This is a genomic window from Arthrobacter sp. PAMC25564 (genome assembly GCF_004798705.1).
Taxonomy (GTDB): Bacteria; Actinomycetota; Actinomycetes; order Actinomycetales; family Micrococcaceae; genus Arthrobacter.
In genome coordinates this window covers 1,478,822-1,497,325 of the sequence record NZ_CP039290.1, presented here as the reverse complement: position 1 = coordinate 1,497,325, position 18,504 = coordinate 1,478,822, and the positions used below count along the sequence as shown (strand labels likewise).

The following is an 18,504-nucleotide window of genomic DNA, read 5'->3' as shown; positions in this document are numbered from 1 at the left end:
GCTACTGTCCCTCTCCGCGGACCAGGATGGATGAGGTGGTGGTGGCGACGGCCGCGTGGGATCCGTCTGCCGCGATGGCAGAGATCTCCGAGCGGGTGGTGATCATGGCCCCGCCGCCCATGGTGCGCACGCCGTCGACGTGCAGTTCGGCGACCAGCCGGTCCCCGGCCACGATCGGGCGGTGATGGCTGAACCGCTGGTCGGCATGCACCACGCGGGAGAAGTCGATGCCGGATTCCGGATCCTCGATCAGCTGCGCGTCGGCGCGCTGGGCCACGATGATGGCGAAAGTGGGCGGCGCCACGAGGTCGCTGTGCCCCAGGGCCTTGGCGGCATCGACGTCGAAGTGGGCGGGGTGGGTGGCCTTGACCGCGCGGGCGAACTCGCGGATCTTCTCGCGGCCGACGTCGTACACCTCTGCGGCAGGGTAGCTGCGCCCCTGCAGATCCGGATTAATAGTCATGGATCCAGCCTAGTTCCTCAGGGTCAGCGGCACGCGTCCGTGGCCGCCGTCCGTGGCCCTCCGCCCCGGAAAGCGGTATGATGAAAACATCAATTCATCAATTCAGTCGTGGTCCGTCCGCGGCTACGGCGTATAGAGAGCCCAGGCCAGCCATGATTTCCGCGGCGCAGACCCCCTTGTACGAGATCAAGGCGAACCTTTTCAAGGCCCTCGCCCACCCTGCCCGGATCCGGGTGCTGGAACTGCTGGCCGCCGCCCCGGACGGCGCCGCGCCGGTCAGCTACCTCCTGGCCGAGACCGGCCTTGAGGCCTCCCATCTGTCCCAGCATCTGGCCACTCTCCGCCGGCACGGGGTGGTCACGTCGGTCCGGTCCGCGAATGCGGTCACCTACCGGCTGGCCCATCCCATGATTTCGGAACTGCTGAGCATTGCAAGGATCTTCCTCCTGGACAGCCTGGCCGATTCCAACGAGCAGCTGCGGCTCGCGCAGGAGCTGCCCGGCGCACACCTGACGGCTTCGCAGGCCAACGCATCCCGGGCACCTGGGCCGCAGGCCGGCACCCCTCCAACGCCCACACCCAACGCATACGGATCGGCATCATGAGCACGGTAAAGTCCGCGCCGGGCTGGAAGTTCTCGCTCCGGACCTTCCTGCCGTCCCGCCACGACTACGACGGCCTGCGCACATCCTGGAAGACGGACCTGTTGGCCGGCATCACGGTGGGCATCGTGGCTCTGCCGCTGGCGCTCGCCTTCGGCGTCAGCTCCGGAGTGGGCGCCGAGGCCGGGCTGATCACGGCAGTGGTGGCCGGTCTGGTGGCCGCCGTCATGGGCGGCTCGCACGTGCAGGTCTCCGGCCCCACCGGCGCCATGGTCGTGGTCCTGGCCCCGGTGGTCGCCAGCCATGGCGTCGGCAGCATCGCGCTGGTCTCCGTCATGGCCGGCCTGCTGGTCTGCGTGCTGGGCATCAGCGGGCTGGGCCGGGCCGTTGCCTTCATCCCCTGGCCGGTGGTGGAAGGCTTCACCCTCGGCATCGCCGCGATCATCTTCCTCCAGCAGGTTCCGATGGCCACCGGAACCGCGGGCACGCCGGGCGAGAACACCCTGCTGGGGGCCATCGACAGCGCCTCCCGGGCCAGTTTCCCCATGGTCCTGCAGACCCTGGGCGTGGTGGTGGGCGTCGCCGCGGCGATGTTCCTGCTCCCGAAGCTGCACAAGGCGCTGCCGGCAAGCCTGATCGCGGTGCTGCTGGCCACCGTGGCGGCGGAACTGCTGCAGCTGGACATCCCGCGGATCGGCGCCCTGCCGCATTCGCTGCGCGCGCCCTCCATGCCCTCCCTTGATCCCTCCGTACTGGGAGGGCTGCTTATGCCCGCGGTCTCCATCGCCACGCTGGCGGCCATCGAATCGCTGCTCTCGGCCCGGGTGGCCGCCGGGATGGCCGGCCCGGACGGGCGGCCCACCGGAGCCTACAGCCCGGACCGCGAGCTCACCGGCCAGGGCCTGGCCTCCATTGCGGCCGGGTTCTTCGGCGGGATGCCCGCCACCGGCGCCATTGCCCGGACGGCCGTCAACGTCCGTTCCGGCGCGAAAACCCGGCTCTCCGCGATCGTTCACGCCGTCGTGCTGCTGGCCATCATCTATCTGGCGGCCGGACTGGTCGGGAGGATCCCGCTGGCGGTCCTGGGCGGCATCCTGATGGTCACGGCGACGCGTATGGTCTCCAAGCACGCGGTGACCGCCATCATGCGTTCCACCCGCGCCGACGCCTTCGTGTTTGTCCTGACCGCCCTCATCACCGTGGCCTTCGACCTGATTGTCGCCATCGAGATCGGACTTGTCGCCGCGGCCGTCTTCACGCTGCGGAAGTTCGCCTCACTCAGCGGCGTGCAGCGCGAGGAGATCAACGGGGTGCGCGTTCCCGGGGATGAGCACATCGCCATCTTCCGGCTGGACGGCGCGATGTTCTTCGGCGCCGCTGAACGCGTGCTGCAGGAAATCAGCAAGGTCCAGGACATCCAGGTGGCCATCATCCGGCTCTCGCAGGTGCGGATGCTCGATGCCACCGGCGCCCACACCCTGGTGGAGGTCATCTCGGCGCTGGAGCTGCGCGGCGTGACGGTCCTGCTCAAGGGCGTCCAGCCGCAGCATCTGGAGCTCGTGACCAACGTCGGGGTGATCCGCTCGCTGCGGCATCACAAGCATCTGTTCACCACCCTGCCCGCGGCCGTGGAGCACGCCCGCAGCCATGTCCGGCGGAACGCGGGCGCTAGCGCCTGAGCTTCTTCCGGATGGTCTGGCCCCGGACAACGATTCCCACGATGTGCAGGATCAGTCCAAGTCCGATCACCGGCAGGGATGCCACGGCCAGGCCCTGGTTGTTTGAGCTGTTGCCCACGAGGTTGAGGATGATGCCGGCGGCGATCAGGCCCATGGCGCTAAAAACGAGCACCTTGTAGGTGGTTGACGCGGAGGCCCAGAATTCGTTCAGCACCGTGCCAGTCTACTGGCGGGCTCGGCCCCGTCCCAAAAGACCCCGTGGACCGGATAACGGGTACCGGCCACGGGGTCTGCCTGCGTTGGTTCGGTTACCGGGCTACAGCGCCGGCTGCACCCCGAAGGCTACCGCGAGCTTCATGATCTTCTCGGCGCGGCCCAGGCGTGGCAGGTCGGAGCCGTCGCGGATCACGCGGCCGCTGGCTTCGAAGTCGGCCATGAAGTCCGTGGCCCAGGCGACGTCGGACGGGGTGGGGCTGATGACCTCGTTGATGACCGGGGTCTGGTCGATCGCGAGGCAGAGTTTCCCGGTCATGCCCATCATCACGGTGATGCCGGTCTGTTCGCGCAGGATCGGGTGGTTCGTGCCGACAGTGGGGCCGTCAATGGGGCCGGGCAGGTTGCCGACGCGGCTGGCCACGACCAGCTTGGCCCGCGGGTAGGCCATGGCTTCCGGGGTGGCCGCCATGCCGGTGTCGCGGCGGAAGTCGCCGGAGCCGAAGGCGAGCCGGAAGGCGCCCTGGGCCTTCGCGATGTGGTTGGCTTCCTCGATGCCGACGGCGGACTCGACGAGCGCAATCACCGGCGTCTTGCCGTCCATGCGGTGGAAGCTTTCGGTGACTTGGTCGGCCGATTCGGTTTTGGCCAGCATAACGCCCAGCAGGCCGGGGGTGCCGCGGAGTCCGGCGAGGTCGTCGGCCCAGAAGGGGCTGGTGGCATCGTTGATGCGGACCCAGGCGTGGCCGCCGGCGGTCAGCCAGTTCACGACGTTGGCGCGCGCGGCGTCCTTTTGGGACGGGTCCACGGCGTCTTCGATGTCGAGGATGATCGCATCGGCCCGGGAGACGGCGGACGGGTCGAAGAGTTCGGGCTTCATCGCGTTCACCAGCAGCCAGGAGCGGGCGATGTCGGCCGGGATGTTGCGCTGGGGCCGGACGGTTCCGGCAGCGGTGGTAGAGGTCATGTATCTACGCTATCCGCTGTGGGGCGTCTCCCCCTAAGCGATCCGCCCTTCAGCGGCAACCAATACGACCAAAATCACGTCCCGGCCCAACCAACTGGCAGCAGGGGTCGTTTTCATTGCCCGTAACGGTCTTAACTGCCGGCCAGCCGGGTGGGCACGGCGGCGGGACGGCTAAGGGATGTTGCTGCCCCGGGCCGTGATCCAGAGCCGGTACCACTGTGCCCGGGTCATGGCCGCCGCCACCCCGGCGGCCCCAGCGCAGGCCCGGATGCGGTCCGGGTTTGCGGTGCCGATCACGGGAGCGATCCCGGCCGGGTGCTTCATCAGCCAACCCAGCAGGATGGACTCCCCCGTGCTGCCCTTCTCCGCGGCGAGGGCGGCCACGAGCGCCGTGGTGGCCGCCTCCGCCGCGCTCGGCCCGGCGGCCGGCGCTGCGGCCGGTGCCCCAGTGTAGAGGCCGCGGGCCAGCGCGCCGTAGGCCTGCACGGTGATTCCGTGGCGGACACAGTGCTCCACCGTGCCGTGCGGGAAGCTGTAATCCGTGCCGTCGGCATGGTTGACCAGCACGGCGCTTTCCAGCCACGCCCGCTTCACAAGGCTCATTTCCAGCTGGTTGGCAACCACTGGAGTCTCCAGCCGGTCCTGCAACAGCTCGATCTGCGACCCGGACATGTTGGATACGCCCAGGGCCCGCACCTTGCCTTCGGCCATGAGCTGCCCGACGGCGGAAGCCACCTCGGCGGGGTCCATCAACGGATCGGGGCGGTGCAGCATCAGCACGTCAACGTAGTCGGTGCGGAGCCGTGCCAGGCTTTCATTGACCCGCTCCAGGATCGCGTCCCGGCCCAGGTCGTAGTACGTCCCGAGCCCCTGCTCGTTCAGCCGGATGCCGCACTTGGTCTGCAGCCGGATCTTCCCGCGCAGGCCGGGGGTCTGCGCCAGCACCTCGCCGAACACCGCCTCGGCCTTGCCGTTGCGGTAGATGTCGGCATGGTCGAAGAGCGTGATGCCCGCTTCGAGGGCGGCGTCGACGGCGGCCGCGGCCTCGTCCACGTCCGCCGGCGAGTACGGCTCCGGGGACCAGGTGCCGCCCAGGCCCATGCACCCGTAGATCAGCTCCTGGGTTGGCTGCGGCGAGGGGCTCACCGCAGCCAGGCGGTGGTGTTGGCCGGCAGGAGGCTGCCGTCCAGCGGTCCACTGCTGACGAGCACGGTGCCGGCGGGGAGCTCAACCGCTTCATCGCCGAAGTTCGTCACAGACTGCCAGCCGCCCGGGCGGATGAAGCGCAGCACGTCGGGGCTGCCGGTTTCCAGCCATTCCAGCTCCTCCGAGGTCTGCAGTTCGCGGCGGAGCCTGAGGGCTTTGCGGTAGAACTCCAGGGTGGAGCCTTCCACCCTGGCCTGGGCCGCGACGGCGTAGCGGCCGAACCAGGCCGGCTGGGGCAGGTGGGCTCCGCCGTCGCCGAATCCGAAGGAGCTGCCCTCGGCGGTCCAGGGCAGCGGCACCCGGCAGCCGTCGCGGCCGATTTCGACGCCCTTGTTGCGGAAGAAGGTGGGGTCCTGGCGCGCGGAATCGGGGATGTCCCCGACCTCCTGCAGGCCCAGCTCCTCGCCCTGGTACAGGTATGCGGAGCCCGGCAGCGCCAGCATCAGCAGGGTCGCCGCGCGGGCCCGGCTCAGGCCGAGGTCGACGTCGAGCTCCTCGGCCGGGGCGCCGGCCAGCAGCCAGCCCTTGCCGTCCTGGCCCTTGGCATGCCGGCCGCCGCCCTGGGGCAGCCCGTAGCGGGTGGCGTGCCGGACGACGTCGTGGTTGGAGAAGACCCAGGTGGATGAGGCGCCCGATTCGGTGGCCTCGATGAGGTTCCGGGTGATGATGTCGTGGAATTCCCCGGCGTCGAAGTCGGCCTGCAGGAGGTCGAAGTTAAACGCCTGGCCCAGGCCCTGCGGGCTGGCGTAGCGGGCGCGGCGGCTGGCGTGGACCCAGGCCTCGGCGACGGCGGTGCGCGGCGGGTTGTACTCGTTGAAGACCTCACGCCATTCGGCGTAGATCTCGTGGACTTCGTCGCGGTCCCAGAAGGGGTGCGAGCCGTCGGCGAAACCGTCGGCGGCGGCACCTTCCGGCCCCAGTTCGAGCCTGGACAGCAGCGGCTCGGTGAGGTCCTTGGTCAGGGCGTGCGCGACATCGACGCGGAAGCCGTCCACGCCGCGGTCGGACCAGAAGCGGACGGTCTTCAGGAAATCCTCGCGGATTTCGCGGTTGGACCAGTTCAGGTCCGGCTGCTCCTTGGCGAAGATGTGCATGTACCACTGCCCGGGGGTGCCGTCGGGTTCCGTGATGCGCTCCCAGGCGGGGCCGCCGAAGACTGATTCCCAGTCCGAGGGCGGGATCTCGCCGTTCTCGCCCTTGCCGTCCCGGAAGATGTAGCGCTCCCGCGCGGCGGAACCCCGGGGGGACGCGAGCGCTTCCGTGAACCACACATGGCGGTTGGACGAGTGGTTCGGGACGATGTCCGCGATCAGCTTGATGCCGGCGGCATGCAGCGCCGCGGACATTTCGTCGAAGTCGTCCAGGCTGCCGAGCTTCGGGTCCACGTCGCGGTAATCGTCGACGTCGTAGCCGCCGTCGGCCAGCGCCGAAGGGTAGAACGGCGAGAGCCAAACGGCGTCGATGCCGAGTTCTTTCAGGTACGGGACCTTGGCCGTGATGCCCTTGATGTCGCCCAGTCCGTCGCCGTTGGAGTCGGAGAAGCTGCGCGGGTAGATCTGGTACACGGACGCCTGGCGCCACCAATTGGGGTCGGCGGCGAGGTTGGAACCGGACAGGGTTGCCAGCGTGGCGGTGTTGGACAAGGGAGGATCCTTTTGGGGCTCGGAACGGTTGTCATGGTGTGGCACAGACGGGAACTGGTATTTTAGATACAAGCTAAATATATTGCCTGAACAATTATGTGTCCGGATGCAGAAGGGGTCAAGGTTGATGCCGCACGACTTGGGACCGCAACCGGCCGCCACGCCGCAGCTCTTGCGCCGCGTCAACGCCCAGGCGGTCCTGGGCCATATCCGCGGCACCGACGTCGCCACCGGGACCGAGCTGATGGCCTCGACCGGCCTGACCCGGGCGTCCGTCCTCGCTGTCTGCGAGGACCTGATCGGTCGCGGCTGGATCCGCGAACTGGACAGCCCCCGGCGGGATGACGAGCCGGCCGGCAGCGCCCGGAAAGGCAGGCCGGCCAAGCGCTTTGAACTCAATGCCCGGGCCGGCTTTGTGCTGGGTATCGACATCGGCGCCGGCACCACGACGGCGGCCGTGGCGGATCTCCGCGGCATCGTCATCGGACGCTCCAGCCAGAGCTTCCGGGCCGTGGATATCCCGGCGGAGGAGCGGATCGGCGTCGTGGACCAGGCCTGCCGCCTGGCCCTCTCGGCAGCGGGGGCTGACCCGGGCAGGGTCCTCGCAGCGGCTGCCGGCATCGCCGCGCCGGTGGACCGCGCCGGCAAGGTGCTGGCATCCAAGCACTTCTGGAGCCTGTTCGACGTCGGGCTCCGCGCCGCGCTGAAGGAGCTGCACGGCTGGACGGTCCTGCTGGAGAACGACGCCAATCTCGCCGCGCTCGGAGAACACTGGCGCGGCTCCGGCACGGGTGTTGACGATCTGGTGGTCCTGCTGGCGGGTGAACGGCTGGGGGCCGGGGTGCTGGAATCCGGCCGGCTGCTGCATGGCAGCGGCGGCGCAGCCGGCGAAATGGGCTACCTGGACCTGGTGGAGGGCGTCGGGTCCAGCGACGGCATCGCGAGCCTGGCAAGGCAGTGGTCCGCGGCCGGCGGCGGACCCGCCACGGGAGGCGTTCCGAGCGCGAGGCGCGTGTTCGAGGACGCGGCCGCCGGGGACCCCGCCGCGCTGGCGATCCTGGACCGGATTTCGGAGCGGATGGCCCGCGTGATCGCGACCGTCTCAAGCCTCATCAACCCGGAGCAGCTCGTGATCGGCGGCGCCGTCGCCGAGTCCGCTGCCGCGCTCCTGCCCGGCATCATGGCGGCACTGCCACGTTTTACGGCGACTCCCCCGCGAGTGACGGTCTCCCCGCTGGGCGGTGGCATCGTGACCATCGGTGCCATCCGGCATGCACTGGACTATGTCGAAGCGAACGCCCTGGAGCTGGGCCTAACGTAGCCAGTGGGAGCGAAGGTGCCCCTGGCCAAGGCTTTCCTTGATTTTTGGCGAAGATTAGCCATCAAATCGAATTTTCTGCGCAAGTCGGCTGGCCTTATTTTGTTCCCTCCGTAGACTGTCGTCCATTCCCGGTCTCCCGCGGCCGCGCTGGGCTTCAGTGGTGCGGCGGTCTCACGAAGGTCTAAAAGTGAATTCAATACGGAAGACAGCCGCGCTGCTTGCCGCGCTGGTCATTTCTCTGGGGTCGCTCCCTGTTGTCGCGATGTCGCCTGCCTGGGCAGAGCCGACGCCTGCACCGACGGTCACCCCGGCACCCGCGGCGACGCCGGTTCCCACGCCGAAACCTGCAACCGACACGACCGCGGCGCCCACACCCTCGACCACAACTCCTGTGGAGGCCACGCCGGCAATGCCGGCTCCCACGCCGACACCCACGGCACCAGCGGAGAACACCGGTGGTGCACCGACGTCGGTCCATACCTTCGAATCGCCGCCGCCCACGGGCAATAAGGGCGCCTCCGCACGAAAGATAGCGACGGAGGCATATTCACTGGCCCGGGCCGGCGTTATCAACGTAAGGATCGTAAAGGTCCAGTTGGCCGATAAGAAGGCGACCATTTCCGATTCGGACGCCACGGGTGCAGTCGGTACTGCAAGCTCCTATTGGCAGGCAATGTCCAATGGCCGGCTTTCGATGTCCTGGGGAACCCCGGAAATCTTGAACAGCAAGGCTACCTCGACCCAGCGGTACCCGGACATGATGAACACCATCTCCACCGAACTCGGCTGGCCGGCCAGTCCCAACCCATGGACCGCACTCGTCGTGTTCGTGTCCACCCCGACACTCTCGGACGGTGCCTACGGAGCCGGCTGGAGCTACAACGGGGCCAGCGGACGAGTCATCATGCCCCTTCCCGGCCCGGGCCAGCTGACGAACAGTGTCATTACGCACGAATTCGGCCACGTCTTTGGCCTGATGCATGCCAACGCCCTCCAGTGCGGAAGCGGCGCACAGGACGTCGCCACGAACGCGGACGGGTCGTTCGCCGATGCCAGCTGCAGCATCCAGGAGTACAAGGACACGCTTGATCTCATGGGGGCTTCGCAGGCAAGCCAGCCGGTGATCAGCTCCCCCATGTGGGAATACGGAGGATTCGGCAATGGTCAGGAAATTCTAAACGCCGGAACGGCCCTGGGTAGGAACTCCTACCAGTTGACCGCTTGGAGCGGGGCGGCCGACAACCGCGCCGTGAAGTTCACGGATGCCATCAGCGGCGAGGTTTACTACCTGGAACTCCGCCTTCCAGTGGGTAATGACTCGGCCGTCGCGACTGGGGGCAATCGCGGGGTAAAGATCGTCCAGGCTCTGGGCGCGGGCTCCATCGCCCTGCCGCCCAGCACGCTGGCTTTTGCGGGCTATTACAGCAAGAATCAGGCCTGGCAGGCGGGGCAGACCTTCACAACACACGCCGGGACACGTGTCTCGATCGATTGGATCTCCGACGCGGCGGCGGGGGTGACGGTGACCGCGATGCAGTTGCCGCTGGGTAGCTTCGACGCCCTCGCGGTCAGCAATTCCGCCTCCGGTACGTCCCTGCAGGTCAGTGGCTGGGCTGTCGACATGGCGGACAGCAGCGTGTCGACCCAGGCGCACGTCTACATCACACGGCCCGACGGATCCACGTCCGGATATGCAGTCCCGGCAAACGGCTCGCGCCCCGATCTCGACCAAGTGTTGCACGTTGGCCCGAATCATGGATTCAGCCAAGAGTTCGGAGTGACAGCCCCTGGCACTTACAAGGTCTGCGTCTATGCCATCGGAAAATTCGGCAACCCGCAGCTTGGCTGTAAGACCCAGACCGTGATCGGGACGCCTTCACCGATCGGGTCCCTCGACCAGGCCACGATCTCCGGGAACTCCATAACCGCCCGGGGATGGACCCTTGACCCCGGCACACCCGGCACCTCTATCCCCGCCCACATCTACATCACCGCACCCGACGGGACCACCAAGGGAACCGCGTTCACCGCAGACCAGGCCCGTCCCGACGTCAACCAGGTCATCGGGGTTTCCGGCAACCACGGCTACACCGCAACCATCCCCATCACACAGCCCGGCAGCTACAAGGTCTGCGCCTACGGCATCGCCGTCACCGCACTCTCCAACGGCAACAGCCTCCTCGGATGCCAGACCATCCAAGCCCCGCGGAGTCCTTCCCCGATCGGGTCCCTCGACCAGGCCACGATCTCCGGGAACTCCATAACCGCCCGGGGATGGACCCTTGACCCCGGCACCCCCGGAAGCTCAATCCCCGCCCACATCTACATCACCGCACCCGACGGGACCACCAAGGGAACCGCGTTCACCGCAGACCAGGCCCGTCCCGACGTCAACCAGGTCATCGGGGTTTCCGGCAACCACGGCTACACCGCAACCATCCCCATCACACAGCCCGGCAGCTACAAGGTCTGCGCCTACGGCATCGCCGTCACCGCACTCTCCAACGGCAACAGCCTCCTCGGATGCCAGACCATCCAAGCCCCGCGGAGTCCTTCCCCGATCGGGTCCCTCGACCAGGCCACGATCTCCGGGAACTCCATAACCGCCCGGGGATGGACCCTTGACCCCGGCACCCCCGGAAGCTCAATCCCCGTCCACATCTACATCACCGCACCCGACGGGACCACCAAGGGAACCGCGTTCACCGCAGACCAGGCCCGTCCCGACGTCAACCAGGTCATCGGGGTTTCCGGCAACCACGGCTACACCGCAACCATCCCCATCACACAGCCCGGCGGCTACAAGGTCTGCGCCTACGGCATCGCCGTCACTGCACTCTCCAACGGCAACAGCCTCCTCGGATGCCAAACGATGTCTTACTGACCGGCGTCCACGCTTAGGAAGAGCAATGGTCCGGACGCTGACCGATGGAAGAAGGCCGGCACCCTGAGGTGCCGGCCTTCTTCCATGCGCTGGATTACGTCGAAGCGAACGCCTTGGAGCTGGGCCTGCCTACTCCGGCATGATCATGGTGCGCAGGTCCAGCTGGCGCAGGACGCGGTCCGCGACCTCGGGGTCCATATCCGGTTCGTTCCGGGCGGCCACGACTTCCTGCCGGGCCGCATCAAGCGCGATCGTCTGCACGGCAATCGCCAGCTCGCGGCCGCGCTTGCGCTTCTCCGCCACGCTTTCGTTGTGGAGGCTGCCGTCCAGGAGTTCCGCATGCAGCCGGGTCATCTTCTCCTTCACGAGCGCCACCTTCTCCGCCGGCAGCTCCTTCATGAGCCCGTTGTCTTTGAGCGCCGCGACCGCCGCCTGTTGGGCACGCCGCGCCAGGACCCGGGCGGCATCGCGCTCCTCCGAGCCGTCCCCGGATGCCTGCAGGACCCGCATCAGCCACGGCAGTGTCAGTCCGGGCAGCACCAGGGTGGCCAGCAGAACGGCACAGGCGATCACAATGAGCTGGCTCCGGGCAGGGAACGCGGAGCCGTCGGCCAGGGTCAGCGGAAGGGCCAGGGCCAGTGCCAGGGTCGCCAGGCCGCGCATGCCGCACCAGGTGAGGATCAGGACCTCCTTGGCGGAGGTGGGGCGCAGGGCATCCCGGGTCCGTGCGAGCCCGGACATCATCGCCAGCCACAGGAAACGGACCAGGAACACCAGCACGCAGACCGCTGCGGCGGTGCCGATCATGCCGAAAATGGCGGTGCCCTCGTCCCGGATGACCTTACGCACTTCGAGCCCCACCAGCCCGAACGCCAGTCCGGTGACCAGCAGTTCGACGACGTCCCAGAACGCCGTGCGGGTGACCCGCTCGGCTGCGTCCTGGGGCCGCGAGTGCCGCTTTATCTCCAGGGCCGTGACGACGACCGCGATCACGCCCGAAGCGTGCACCTCCTCAGCCAGGATGTAGGCGGCGAAAGGCACCACGAGGGTGACGGCGCTGCGGGCCACCATCGAGGTCACCAGCCGGGTAATGAGGCTCGTCAGCCAGCCCATGCCGATGCCCACCACGACGGCGATCGCTGCCCCCAGCAGGAACTGCCAGACGAGGCCGGGCCCTATCCTGCTGCCGGAAACGGTGGCGGCCACCGCGGCCTGGAAGATGACGATGGCGGCGGCGTCGTTGAAGAGGCCTTCGCTTTGCAGCACCGTGATGAGCCGGCGGGGCATGTGGACGCGGCCCGCGATGGATTCCACGGCCACCGGATCGGGCGGCGCCACCATGGCGCCGAGGGCGATCGCGGCGGGGATGCCGATGCCGGGGATCAGCAGCCAGGCGGCGCCGGCGACGGCCGCCGTCGAGACGACGACGAGGGCGACGGCCAGCATGATCAGGGTGCGCCAGCGGACCCTGAAGACCGCCCACGAGCTGCGCTGGGCGGTGGCGAAGAGCAGCGGGGGCAGGAAGATCGGAAGGATCAGCTCCGGCGGGATCTCCATCTCCGGAAAGCCAGGGATGAAGGTCAGCGCGGCGGCCAGGATTAACATCAGGACCGGATACGGCAGGCGCAGCCGGTCGCCCACGCCCACGGCCACCACGGTGGCAAGCAACAGTCCGACGATGAGTGCCAGCTGGTCCATGTCCTCACTTTCCCCGGGAGTTGCGCCGACCGCCATCCGTTCCGGATGCGCCGGCCGCCTCCCCTACTTTATCGGCTACGTGGCCGGCAACTGAGCCGGGCCGGCCGCGGCGGCGTCAGCTGAGCGGTTCCAGCGCCGCGGCGAGGGGCAGGGTGCCGTCCCGGAACGTGATGGTGCGGCCAGCGGTTGAAGGCAGCCCCAGCACCGCGGCGGCAACGAGGGCCACGTTGGCGCGGGCGGTAGCGGTGCCGCCGGAGGTGTCGGCGGGGTCGACGTCGATCAGTCCGTTGCCTGGACCGTCCGTCAGCGCGCCGGGTCCGAGGATGGTCCAGGCCAGGCCCGTGCCGCGCAGGTACGCGTCCGCGGCGGCCTTGGCCTGCGCGTAGGCGAAAAAGCTGTTGCCCTCGGGGACCCCGTGGTCCGGCCGGGCGCCCAGATACGACACCATGACGTACCGGCCGACGCCGGCAGCGGCCGCCGCGTCCATCGACCGAATCGCCGCGTCCCGGTCCACCGCATAGGTGCGTTCCGGATTGCCGCCGCCGGCGCCGGCGGACCACACCACGGCGTCGTGGTCCCGAAGAGCCTCGGCAATGTCCGCCGTCGTCGAGTTTTCAACGTCCAGGACCAGCGGCGTCGCGCCGGTGGCGGCGACGTCGGCCTGCTGGTCCGGGTTCCGGATGAAGGACGTCACATCGTGACCGTCCGCTGTGAGGATCCGGGCCAGCTCCAGGGCCACCTTGCCGTGGCCGCCGATGATTGCGATTCGCGTCATGGACCCATTCTGTCCCACTTCGTCGCGGACGCCCCCCCTTCGGGGAAACAACCCGGGAAACAAAAGGACTCCGCAGGCTTTGGCCTGCGGAGTCTTTCTGTAGCGGTGGGGAGGCTCGATCTCCCGACCTCACGATTATGAGTCGTGCGCTCTAACCAACTGAGCTACACCGCCATAAATGAGGAAAACCTGCGCTAAGCCGGTCAAAAACCGCCTTGACACAGGCCCTCATTCAGAGCCCCCCACCGGAATCGATCCGGTGACCTCGTTCTTACCAAGAACGCGCTCTACCACTGAGCTAGGGGGGCAACGAGTAAATACTCTACCGGAAGATTCCGCTACCAACAAATCGGCGGCCGGACGGGCCCGAAGGTGTTGAAATCTCCGGAAATCCGGGCGATTCGGGCCGCGAAAACACCGTCACGGACCGCCGCCTGACGAAGTTCGGCACGGGATGTGATGAAGAGAACTTAACAAAGAACGGGCCGGCTGTTAAGCCGGCCCGTCCTAAGAGAGCATCAGCGGGAACCAGTGGTCACCACGAACTGCTGGTTACCACTTGGTCCGGGGCTTGAAGCCGCCTTCGGTGCGGGGCTTGCGTGCCGCGTCCGAGGACACGCCGCGTTCGCTGAAGGAGCGTCCGCCACGGTCCGCCGAGGAACGCTCGCCGCCGCCGGCGAAACCGCCGCGGTCGCCGTCGTTCTTGCGGAATTCGCGCTTGAAGCCGCCGTTGCCCTTGAAGTTGCCACCGCGGTCCCCGCCGCCGGAGAAGCCACCACGGTCGCCACCACGGCTGCCGCCCTGGTAGCTGCCACGTTCACCGGAGGGCTTGCGGCCGTTGTCCAGCTCGAGGTGGATCAGCTCGCCGCCGATCCGGGTGCGGGACAGGGCCTTGAGCTGATCGGCGCTGAGGTCCGCGGGGAGTTCCACCAGGGAGTGGTCCGCGCGGATGTCGATGCCGCCGATCTGGGCCGAAGAGATGCCGCCCTCGTTGGCGATGGCGCCGACGATGGAACCCGGCATGACGCGCTGACGGCGTCCGACGGCGATCCGGTAGGTGGCGTTGCCCTCGGTCAGGGTGCGGGTCGGGCCGCGTGAGCCGAAGCCGTCCTTGGCGCGTTCGCGCTTCTGGAATTCAGGAGCAGCAGGCAGTTCCTTGACCAGGAGCGGCTGTCCGCCCTGCGCCATAACGGCCAGTGCGGCAGCGATCTCGGCGGCCGGAACGTTGTGCTCTTCCTCGTAGGAGGCGATGAGGTCACGGAAGGCCGCGACATCCTCGGACTCGAGCGTCTCGGTGATCTTCTCGGCGAACTTGCCCAGGCGCAGCGTGTTGACGGTCTCGGCCGTCGGCAGGTGCATCTGCTCCACCGGCTGGCGGGTTGCCTTCTCGATGGAACGCAGCAGGTACTTCTCCCGCGGCGTCATGAACAGGATCGCGTCGCCGGAACGGCCTGCACGGCCGGTGCGGCCGATGCGGTGGACGTAGGACTCGGTGTCGTGCGGGATGTCGTAGTTGACCACGTGGCTGACACGCTCCACGTCAAGGCCTCGGGCCGCGACGTCGGTGGCGACGAGGATGTCGATCTTGCCGTCGCGCAGGGCCTCGACCGTGCGCTCACGCTGCTGCTGCGGGATGTCGCCGTTGATGGCGGCGGCCTGGAAGCCGCGGGAGCGCAGCTTGTCGGCGAGATCCTCGGTAGCCATCTTGGTCCGCACGAACGCGATGACGCCTTCGAACTCCTCGACCTCAAGGATGCGGGTCAGCGCGTCAAGCTTGTGCGGGCCCATGACCTGCAGGTAGCGCTGGCGGGTGTTGGCGCCCGTGGTGGTCTTGGACTTGACCTGGACCTCGGCCGGGTTGTTCAGGTACTGCTTGGACAGGCGGCGGATCTGGCTCGGCATCGTGGCGGAGAACAGTGCAACCTGGCGGCCCTCGGGGGTCTGCTGGAAGATCTGCTCCACGTCTTCGGCGAAGCCCATGCGCAGCATCTCGTCAGCCTCGTCCAGCACCAGGTACTGGAGTTCGGACAGATCGAGTGAGCCCTTGGCGATGTGGTCGATCACGCGTCCCGGGGTACCGACAACAACCTGGGCGCCGCGGCGCAGGCCGGCCAGCTGGGGGCCGTAGGCCGAGCCGCCGTACACCGGCAGGACGGTGAAGTCATCGATGTGCTTGGCGTAGGAGGTGAAGGCCTCGGCAACCTGGAGTGCGAGCTCGCGGGTCGGAGCGAGCACCAGCGCCTGGGTCTTGCGGGACGGCCCGTTGAGGTCGTGGAGTTCGGCCAGGCGGGAGAGTGCCGGTACTGCGAATGCTGCAGTCTTACCGGTACCCGTCTGGGCCAGGCCCACGACGTCGCGGCCTTCGAGCAGCAACGGGATGGTTGCTGCCTGGATCGGGGACGGCTTCTCGTAGCCGACGTCCTGCAGGGCGGCGAGGACGCGGGCGTCAATGCCGAGGTCAACGAACTTGATGCCCTCTTCCTCGGCGTCCTCGTCCTTGGACGGGGCTGCCTTGGGGTCGGCGGACTTCGTGTCGTTCAGGGGGGCTTCGTTCAGGGGGGCTGCCTCGGCAGCGGCCGGAGCCTCGGTGGATACCGGTGCTTCGGTGGTGGATTCGGCTGCGGGGGCAGCCGTTTCAGAAGTCTCGACGTCGATCTGGACGGTTTCGGTTTCGACGGAGTTGTTCTGATTTTCGGGCATAGGTGAATTTTCCTCATCCATAGGGGCCAAGCGGCACAACCCGAGGTGAGCGGAGCCGCAGTACGCGTGACCAATGTGCCGGGCATACTTTGACCGGCCGGTCACATAGAAGTCCGGCGCTTTCGCAATCCCGTGGCAGGACTTCCCGCTGCAACTCTTGGCTGCTATCCCAGCAGTCTGTACAGCGTTTTCTTTAGCCGGCTCTCCCTATGAAAATGCCCGCATCTCAATTGCGCGGGCCCCAACACTTACCAGTCTTGCCTCAAGAATTGGGCAGGAAATAAGGGATTTCCGGAGTGGGGGATAGTTCAATCATAAGGCATGGATCCGCACATGGGTAACCGGGGAGGCCGACGGCGGCGGTGAGCTTGCGCACATGCCCGTCCGGCCCGGCGCCGGCCCGGCGGATGTTGGTCAGCCGGCTAGGCTCCGAGCCGCCGGCCCAGCTTTTCGAATTCTTCGTGGTATTCGGGCTGGAGGCGGATCTCGCCGTCGGCGTCGGCGTCGCGGAGTGCTTCCATGGCTTCAAGGGTGGGGTCGGAAAACCATTTGCCGATCGTCACGCCGTGGGTCGGGAGGAAGATCCGGTGGAGATGGTCCCCCGCCTCGATGCTGCCGGTCCGGACCACCCGGAGGTAAGTGCCCACCCGCCCGGCTTCGGTGAACCTCTTGACCCAGTCCGGCTCGTGCATCCGGCGCTGGAACGTCGCGCAGGGCGTGCGCGGCGACGTCACCTCGACCTCGACATCGAGCCCGATCTTCCAGCGTTCCCCGATGATGGCGTTGGTGGCGTCGATGCCGGCGACGCGCAGGTTCTCGCCGAAGATGCCGGGCGGCAGGGCGCGCCCGAGCTCCCCGGCCCAGTAGTCGGCGTCGTCCTGGGAGTAGGCGTACAGGGCCTGGTCCTCGCCGCCGTGGTGGATCCGGCTCGCCTGGATGTCTCCGTGCAGGCCCAGCTTGTGTACCCGGACGGGCCCGTCCACGGGACGCTTGTCGATCGCGGTCACGCCGACGCTTCCCGGGTCCTCGAGCAATTGGTGAACCCGGCAGACGGCAAGCACAGATGCGGTGTCCATGGCACCAGTGTAGGCCCGCCGCCGTCGGAGTGGCCGTCATCCGGCGGACCCGGGCCGCCAGACCGTAGGATGCTGAAATGAGCAGTCTTCCCGAGGTAACAGATGTATCCGATGTCCTGGCGATCGATTCCCTGCTGAGCGCCGGCGAACTGGCGGTGCGGGAGAAGGTCCGCGATTTCACGGACCAGCGGATCCGCCCCGGCATCGCGGCCTGGTATGACGAGGGCGTGTTCCCGCTCGATCTGGCACCGGAGCTGGGCGAGCTCGGGGTGCTCGGCATGGCGCTGGAGGGCTACGGCTGCCCCGGGCGCTCCGCCGTCGAATATGGCCTGGCCGCGATGGAGCTGGAGGCTGGCGACTCCGGGATCCGCACCTTCGTCTCCGTGCAGGGCTCGCTCGCCATGACCGCGATCCACAAGTGGGGTTCCGAGGAGCAGAAGCAGGAGTGGCTCCCCCGGATGGCCGCGGGCGAGCTGATCGGCGCCTTCGCGCTCACCGAACCCACGGCCGGTTCAGACCCGGCGTCGATGAAGACCTTTGCCCGCCGGGACGGCACGGGTGGGAACGCCGGCTGGGTGCTGGACGGTGCCAAGCGCTGGATCGGGCTCGCCTCCGTGGCGGATGTGCTGGTGGTGTGGGCAATGACCGACGACGGCGTCCACGGCTTCCTCGTCCCCGCCGGGACCCCCGGGGTCACCGCCACCCCGATCGGGCAGAAGCTTTCGATGCGCGCCTCGATCCAGTGCGATGTCACGTTCGACGGCGTCCGGCTGGGTCCGGAAGCGCTGCTCCCGGCGGCCCGCGGGCTGCGCGGACCGTTCTCCTGCCTGAACGAGGCCCGGTACGGGATCGCCTGGGGCGCCATGGGCGCCGCCCGCGACTCCTACGAAGCGGCGCTGAAGTACTCGCTGGAGCGGCTGCAGTTCGGCAAACCGCTCGCCGGGTACCAGCTCACGCAGGAGAAGCTGGTCAACATGCTGCTGGAGGTCCAGAAGGGCACGCTGCTGGCACTGCAGCTGGGACGGCTCAAGGACGCCGGCAAGCTGCGGCCGGAGCAGATTTCGCTGGGCAAGCTCAACAATGTGCGCGAGGCCATCAGGATCGCCCGCGAGGCCCGCACCGTCCTGGGCGGCAACGGGATCACCCTGGACTATTCCCCGCTGCGGCACGCCGCCAACCTCGAATCGGTCCGCACCTACGAGGGCACCGACGAAGTCCACACCCTGATCCTGGGCCAGCACATCACCGGCCTGGCGGCCTTCCGCTAGGTTCCGGCC

15 protein-coding genes and 2 tRNA genes are annotated in these 18,504 nt (G+C 67.8%); 5 read left to right on the top strand and 12 right to left on the bottom strand.

What is annotated here, in order from left to right; translation table 11 throughout:
• Nucleotide 1: 1 nt before the first annotated feature.
• Nucleotides 2-463: a MaoC family dehydratase N-terminal domain-containing protein gene (locus E5206_RS06810; RefSeq protein WP_136321839.1), complete on the bottom strand. Its 462-nt coding sequence runs from the start codon at nucleotides 461-463 to the stop codon at nucleotides 2-4.
• 152 nt (nucleotides 464-615) lie between these two features.
• Between E5206_RS06810 and E5206_RS06805 the strand changes: the two genes are divergently transcribed.
• Entirely contained in the window at nucleotides 616-1,068 is a 453-nt protein-coding gene (locus E5206_RS06805) for a metalloregulator ArsR/SmtB family transcription factor (RefSeq protein ID WP_136321838.1), read from the top strand.
• Nucleotides 1,065-2,744, top strand: a complete 1,680-nt coding sequence (locus E5206_RS06800; RefSeq protein WP_136321837.1) for a SulP family inorganic anion transporter — start codon at nucleotides 1,065-1,067, stop codon at nucleotides 2,742-2,744. Before E5206_RS06805 ends, E5206_RS06800 begins: the two co-directional genes overlap by 4 nt.
• Here the strand turns inward: E5206_RS06800 and E5206_RS06795 are convergent.
• The 4 genes from E5206_RS06795 to E5206_RS06780 form a co-directional block, all read right to left on the bottom strand.
• The gene (locus tag E5206_RS06795; RefSeq protein WP_136321836.1) at nucleotides 2,734-2,958 is read right to left on the bottom strand and encodes a DUF3188 domain-containing protein; all 225 of its coding nucleotides are present in this window, start codon (nucleotides 2,956-2,958) and stop codon (nucleotides 2,734-2,736) included. The genes E5206_RS06800 and E5206_RS06795 overlap by 11 nt on opposite strands.
• Before the next feature lie 102 nt (nucleotides 2,959-3,060).
• Nucleotides 3,061-3,924 (bottom strand): CoA ester lyase, encoded by an 864-nt coding sequence (locus E5206_RS06790; RefSeq protein ID WP_136321835.1) that lies wholly within the window; start codon nucleotides 3,922-3,924, stop codon nucleotides 3,061-3,063.
• A gap of 171 nt (nucleotides 3,925-4,095) precedes the next feature.
• Complete coding sequence (locus E5206_RS06785) at nucleotides 4,096-5,025, bottom strand: aldo/keto reductase (RefSeq protein ID WP_168709404.1); 930 nt, start codon at nucleotides 5,023-5,025, stop codon at nucleotides 4,096-4,098.
• A gap of 41 nt (nucleotides 5,026-5,066) precedes the next feature.
• Complete coding sequence (locus E5206_RS06780) at nucleotides 5,067-6,773, bottom strand: alpha-amylase family glycosyl hydrolase (protein ID WP_136321833.1); 1,707 nt, start codon at nucleotides 6,771-6,773, stop codon at nucleotides 5,067-5,069.
• A gap of 127 nt (nucleotides 6,774-6,900) precedes the next feature.
• On the opposite strand from E5206_RS06780, the gene E5206_RS06775 reads away from it, so the two are divergent.
• Complete coding sequence (locus E5206_RS06775) at nucleotides 6,901-8,094, top strand: ROK family protein (protein ID WP_136321832.1); 1,194 nt, start codon at nucleotides 6,901-6,903, stop codon at nucleotides 8,092-8,094.
• A gap of 171 nt (nucleotides 8,095-8,265) precedes the next feature.
• Here E5206_RS06775 and E5206_RS19215 read toward each other — a convergent pair whose 3' ends face one another.
• Nucleotides 8,266-8,730 carry a hypothetical protein gene (locus E5206_RS19215; protein WP_168709285.1) on the bottom strand — a complete coding sequence of 155 codons (465 nt, stop codon included), beginning with the start codon at nucleotides 8,728-8,730 and terminating at the stop codon, nucleotides 8,266-8,268.
• 82 nt (nucleotides 8,731-8,812) lie between these two features.
• On the opposite strand from E5206_RS19215, the gene E5206_RS06765 reads away from it, so the two are divergent.
• Entirely contained in the window at nucleotides 8,813-10,978 is a 2,166-nt protein-coding gene (locus E5206_RS06765; RefSeq protein WP_136321830.1) for a hypothetical protein, read from the top strand.
• Nucleotides 10,979-11,107: 129 nt separating this feature from the next.
• Here the strand turns inward: E5206_RS06765 and E5206_RS06760 are convergent, their stop codons facing one another.
• The 6 genes from E5206_RS06760 to E5206_RS06735 form a co-directional block, all read right to left on the bottom strand.
• Nucleotides 11,108-12,676: a Na+/H+ antiporter gene (locus E5206_RS06760; RefSeq protein ID WP_136321829.1), complete on the bottom strand. Its 1,569-nt coding sequence runs from the start codon at nucleotides 12,674-12,676 to the stop codon at nucleotides 11,108-11,110.
• A 115-nt stretch (nucleotides 12,677-12,791) separates the two neighbouring features.
• Nucleotides 12,792-13,451: an NAD(P)H-binding protein gene (locus tag E5206_RS06755; protein ID WP_136321828.1), complete on the bottom strand. Its 660-nt coding sequence runs from the start codon at nucleotides 13,449-13,451 to the stop codon at nucleotides 12,792-12,794.
• A 100-nt stretch (nucleotides 13,452-13,551) separates the two neighbouring features.
• Nucleotides 13,552-13,625, bottom strand: a tRNA-Met gene (locus E5206_RS06750).
• 62 nt (nucleotides 13,626-13,687) lie between these two features.
• Nucleotides 13,688-13,759, bottom strand: a tRNA-Thr gene (locus E5206_RS06745).
• A gap of 244 nt (nucleotides 13,760-14,003) precedes the next feature.
• Nucleotides 14,004-16,151, bottom strand: coding sequence for a DEAD/DEAH box helicase (locus E5206_RS06740; protein WP_136321827.1), 2,148 nt, complete (start codon nucleotides 16,149-16,151; stop codon nucleotides 14,004-14,006).
• Between the two features lie 422 nt (nucleotides 16,152-16,573).
• Nucleotides 16,574-17,227 carry an MOSC domain-containing protein gene (locus E5206_RS06735; protein ID WP_136321826.1) on the bottom strand — a complete coding sequence of 218 codons (654 nt, stop codon included), beginning with the start codon at nucleotides 17,225-17,227 and terminating at the stop codon, nucleotides 16,574-16,576.
• 77 nt (nucleotides 17,228-17,304) lie between these two features.
• Here E5206_RS06735 and E5206_RS06730 point away from each other — a divergent pair, with 77 nt between their 5' ends.
• Nucleotides 17,305-18,495, top strand: coding sequence for an acyl-CoA dehydrogenase family protein (locus tag E5206_RS06730; protein WP_136321825.1), 1,191 nt, complete (start codon nucleotides 17,305-17,307; stop codon nucleotides 18,493-18,495).
• Nucleotides 18,496-18,504: the final 9 nt, after the last annotated feature.

Coding starts and splice junctions, on each gene's coding strand:
- E5206_RS06810 (WP_136321839.1), bottom strand. CDS start 463: ATGACTATTAATCCGGATCTGCAGGGGCGCAGCTACCCTGCCGCAGAG.
- E5206_RS06805 (WP_136321838.1), top strand. CDS start 616: ATGATTTCCGCGGCGCAGACCCCCTTGTACGAGATCAAGGCGAACCTT.
- E5206_RS06800 (WP_136321837.1), top strand. CDS start 1,065: ATGAGCACGGTAAAGTCCGCGCCGGGCTGGAAGTTCTCGCTCCGGACC.
- E5206_RS06790 (WP_136321835.1), bottom strand. CDS start 3,924: ATGACCTCTACCACCGCTGCCGGAACCGTCCGGCCCCAGCGCAACATC.
- E5206_RS06785 (WP_168709404.1), bottom strand. CDS start 5,025: ATGGGCCTGGGCGGCACCTGGTCCCCGGAGCCGTACTCGCCGGCGGAC.
- E5206_RS06775 (WP_136321832.1), top strand. CDS start 6,901: ATGCCGCACGACTTGGGACCGCAACCGGCCGCCACGCCGCAGCTCTTG.
- E5206_RS06760 (WP_136321829.1), bottom strand. CDS start 12,676: ATGGACCAGCTGGCACTCATCGTCGGACTGTTGCTTGCCACCGTGGTG.
- E5206_RS06755 (WP_136321828.1), bottom strand. CDS start 13,451: ATGACGCGAATCGCAATCATCGGCGGCCACGGCAAGGTGGCCCTGGAG.
- E5206_RS06740 (WP_136321827.1), bottom strand. CDS start 16,151: ATGCCCGAAAATCAGAACAACTCCGTCGAAACCGAAACCGTCCAGATC.
- E5206_RS06735 (WP_136321826.1), bottom strand. CDS start 17,227: ATGGACACCGCATCTGTGCTTGCCGTCTGCCGGGTTCACCAATTGCTC.
- E5206_RS06730 (WP_136321825.1), top strand. CDS start 17,305: ATGAGCAGTCTTCCCGAGGTAACAGATGTATCCGATGTCCTGGCGATC.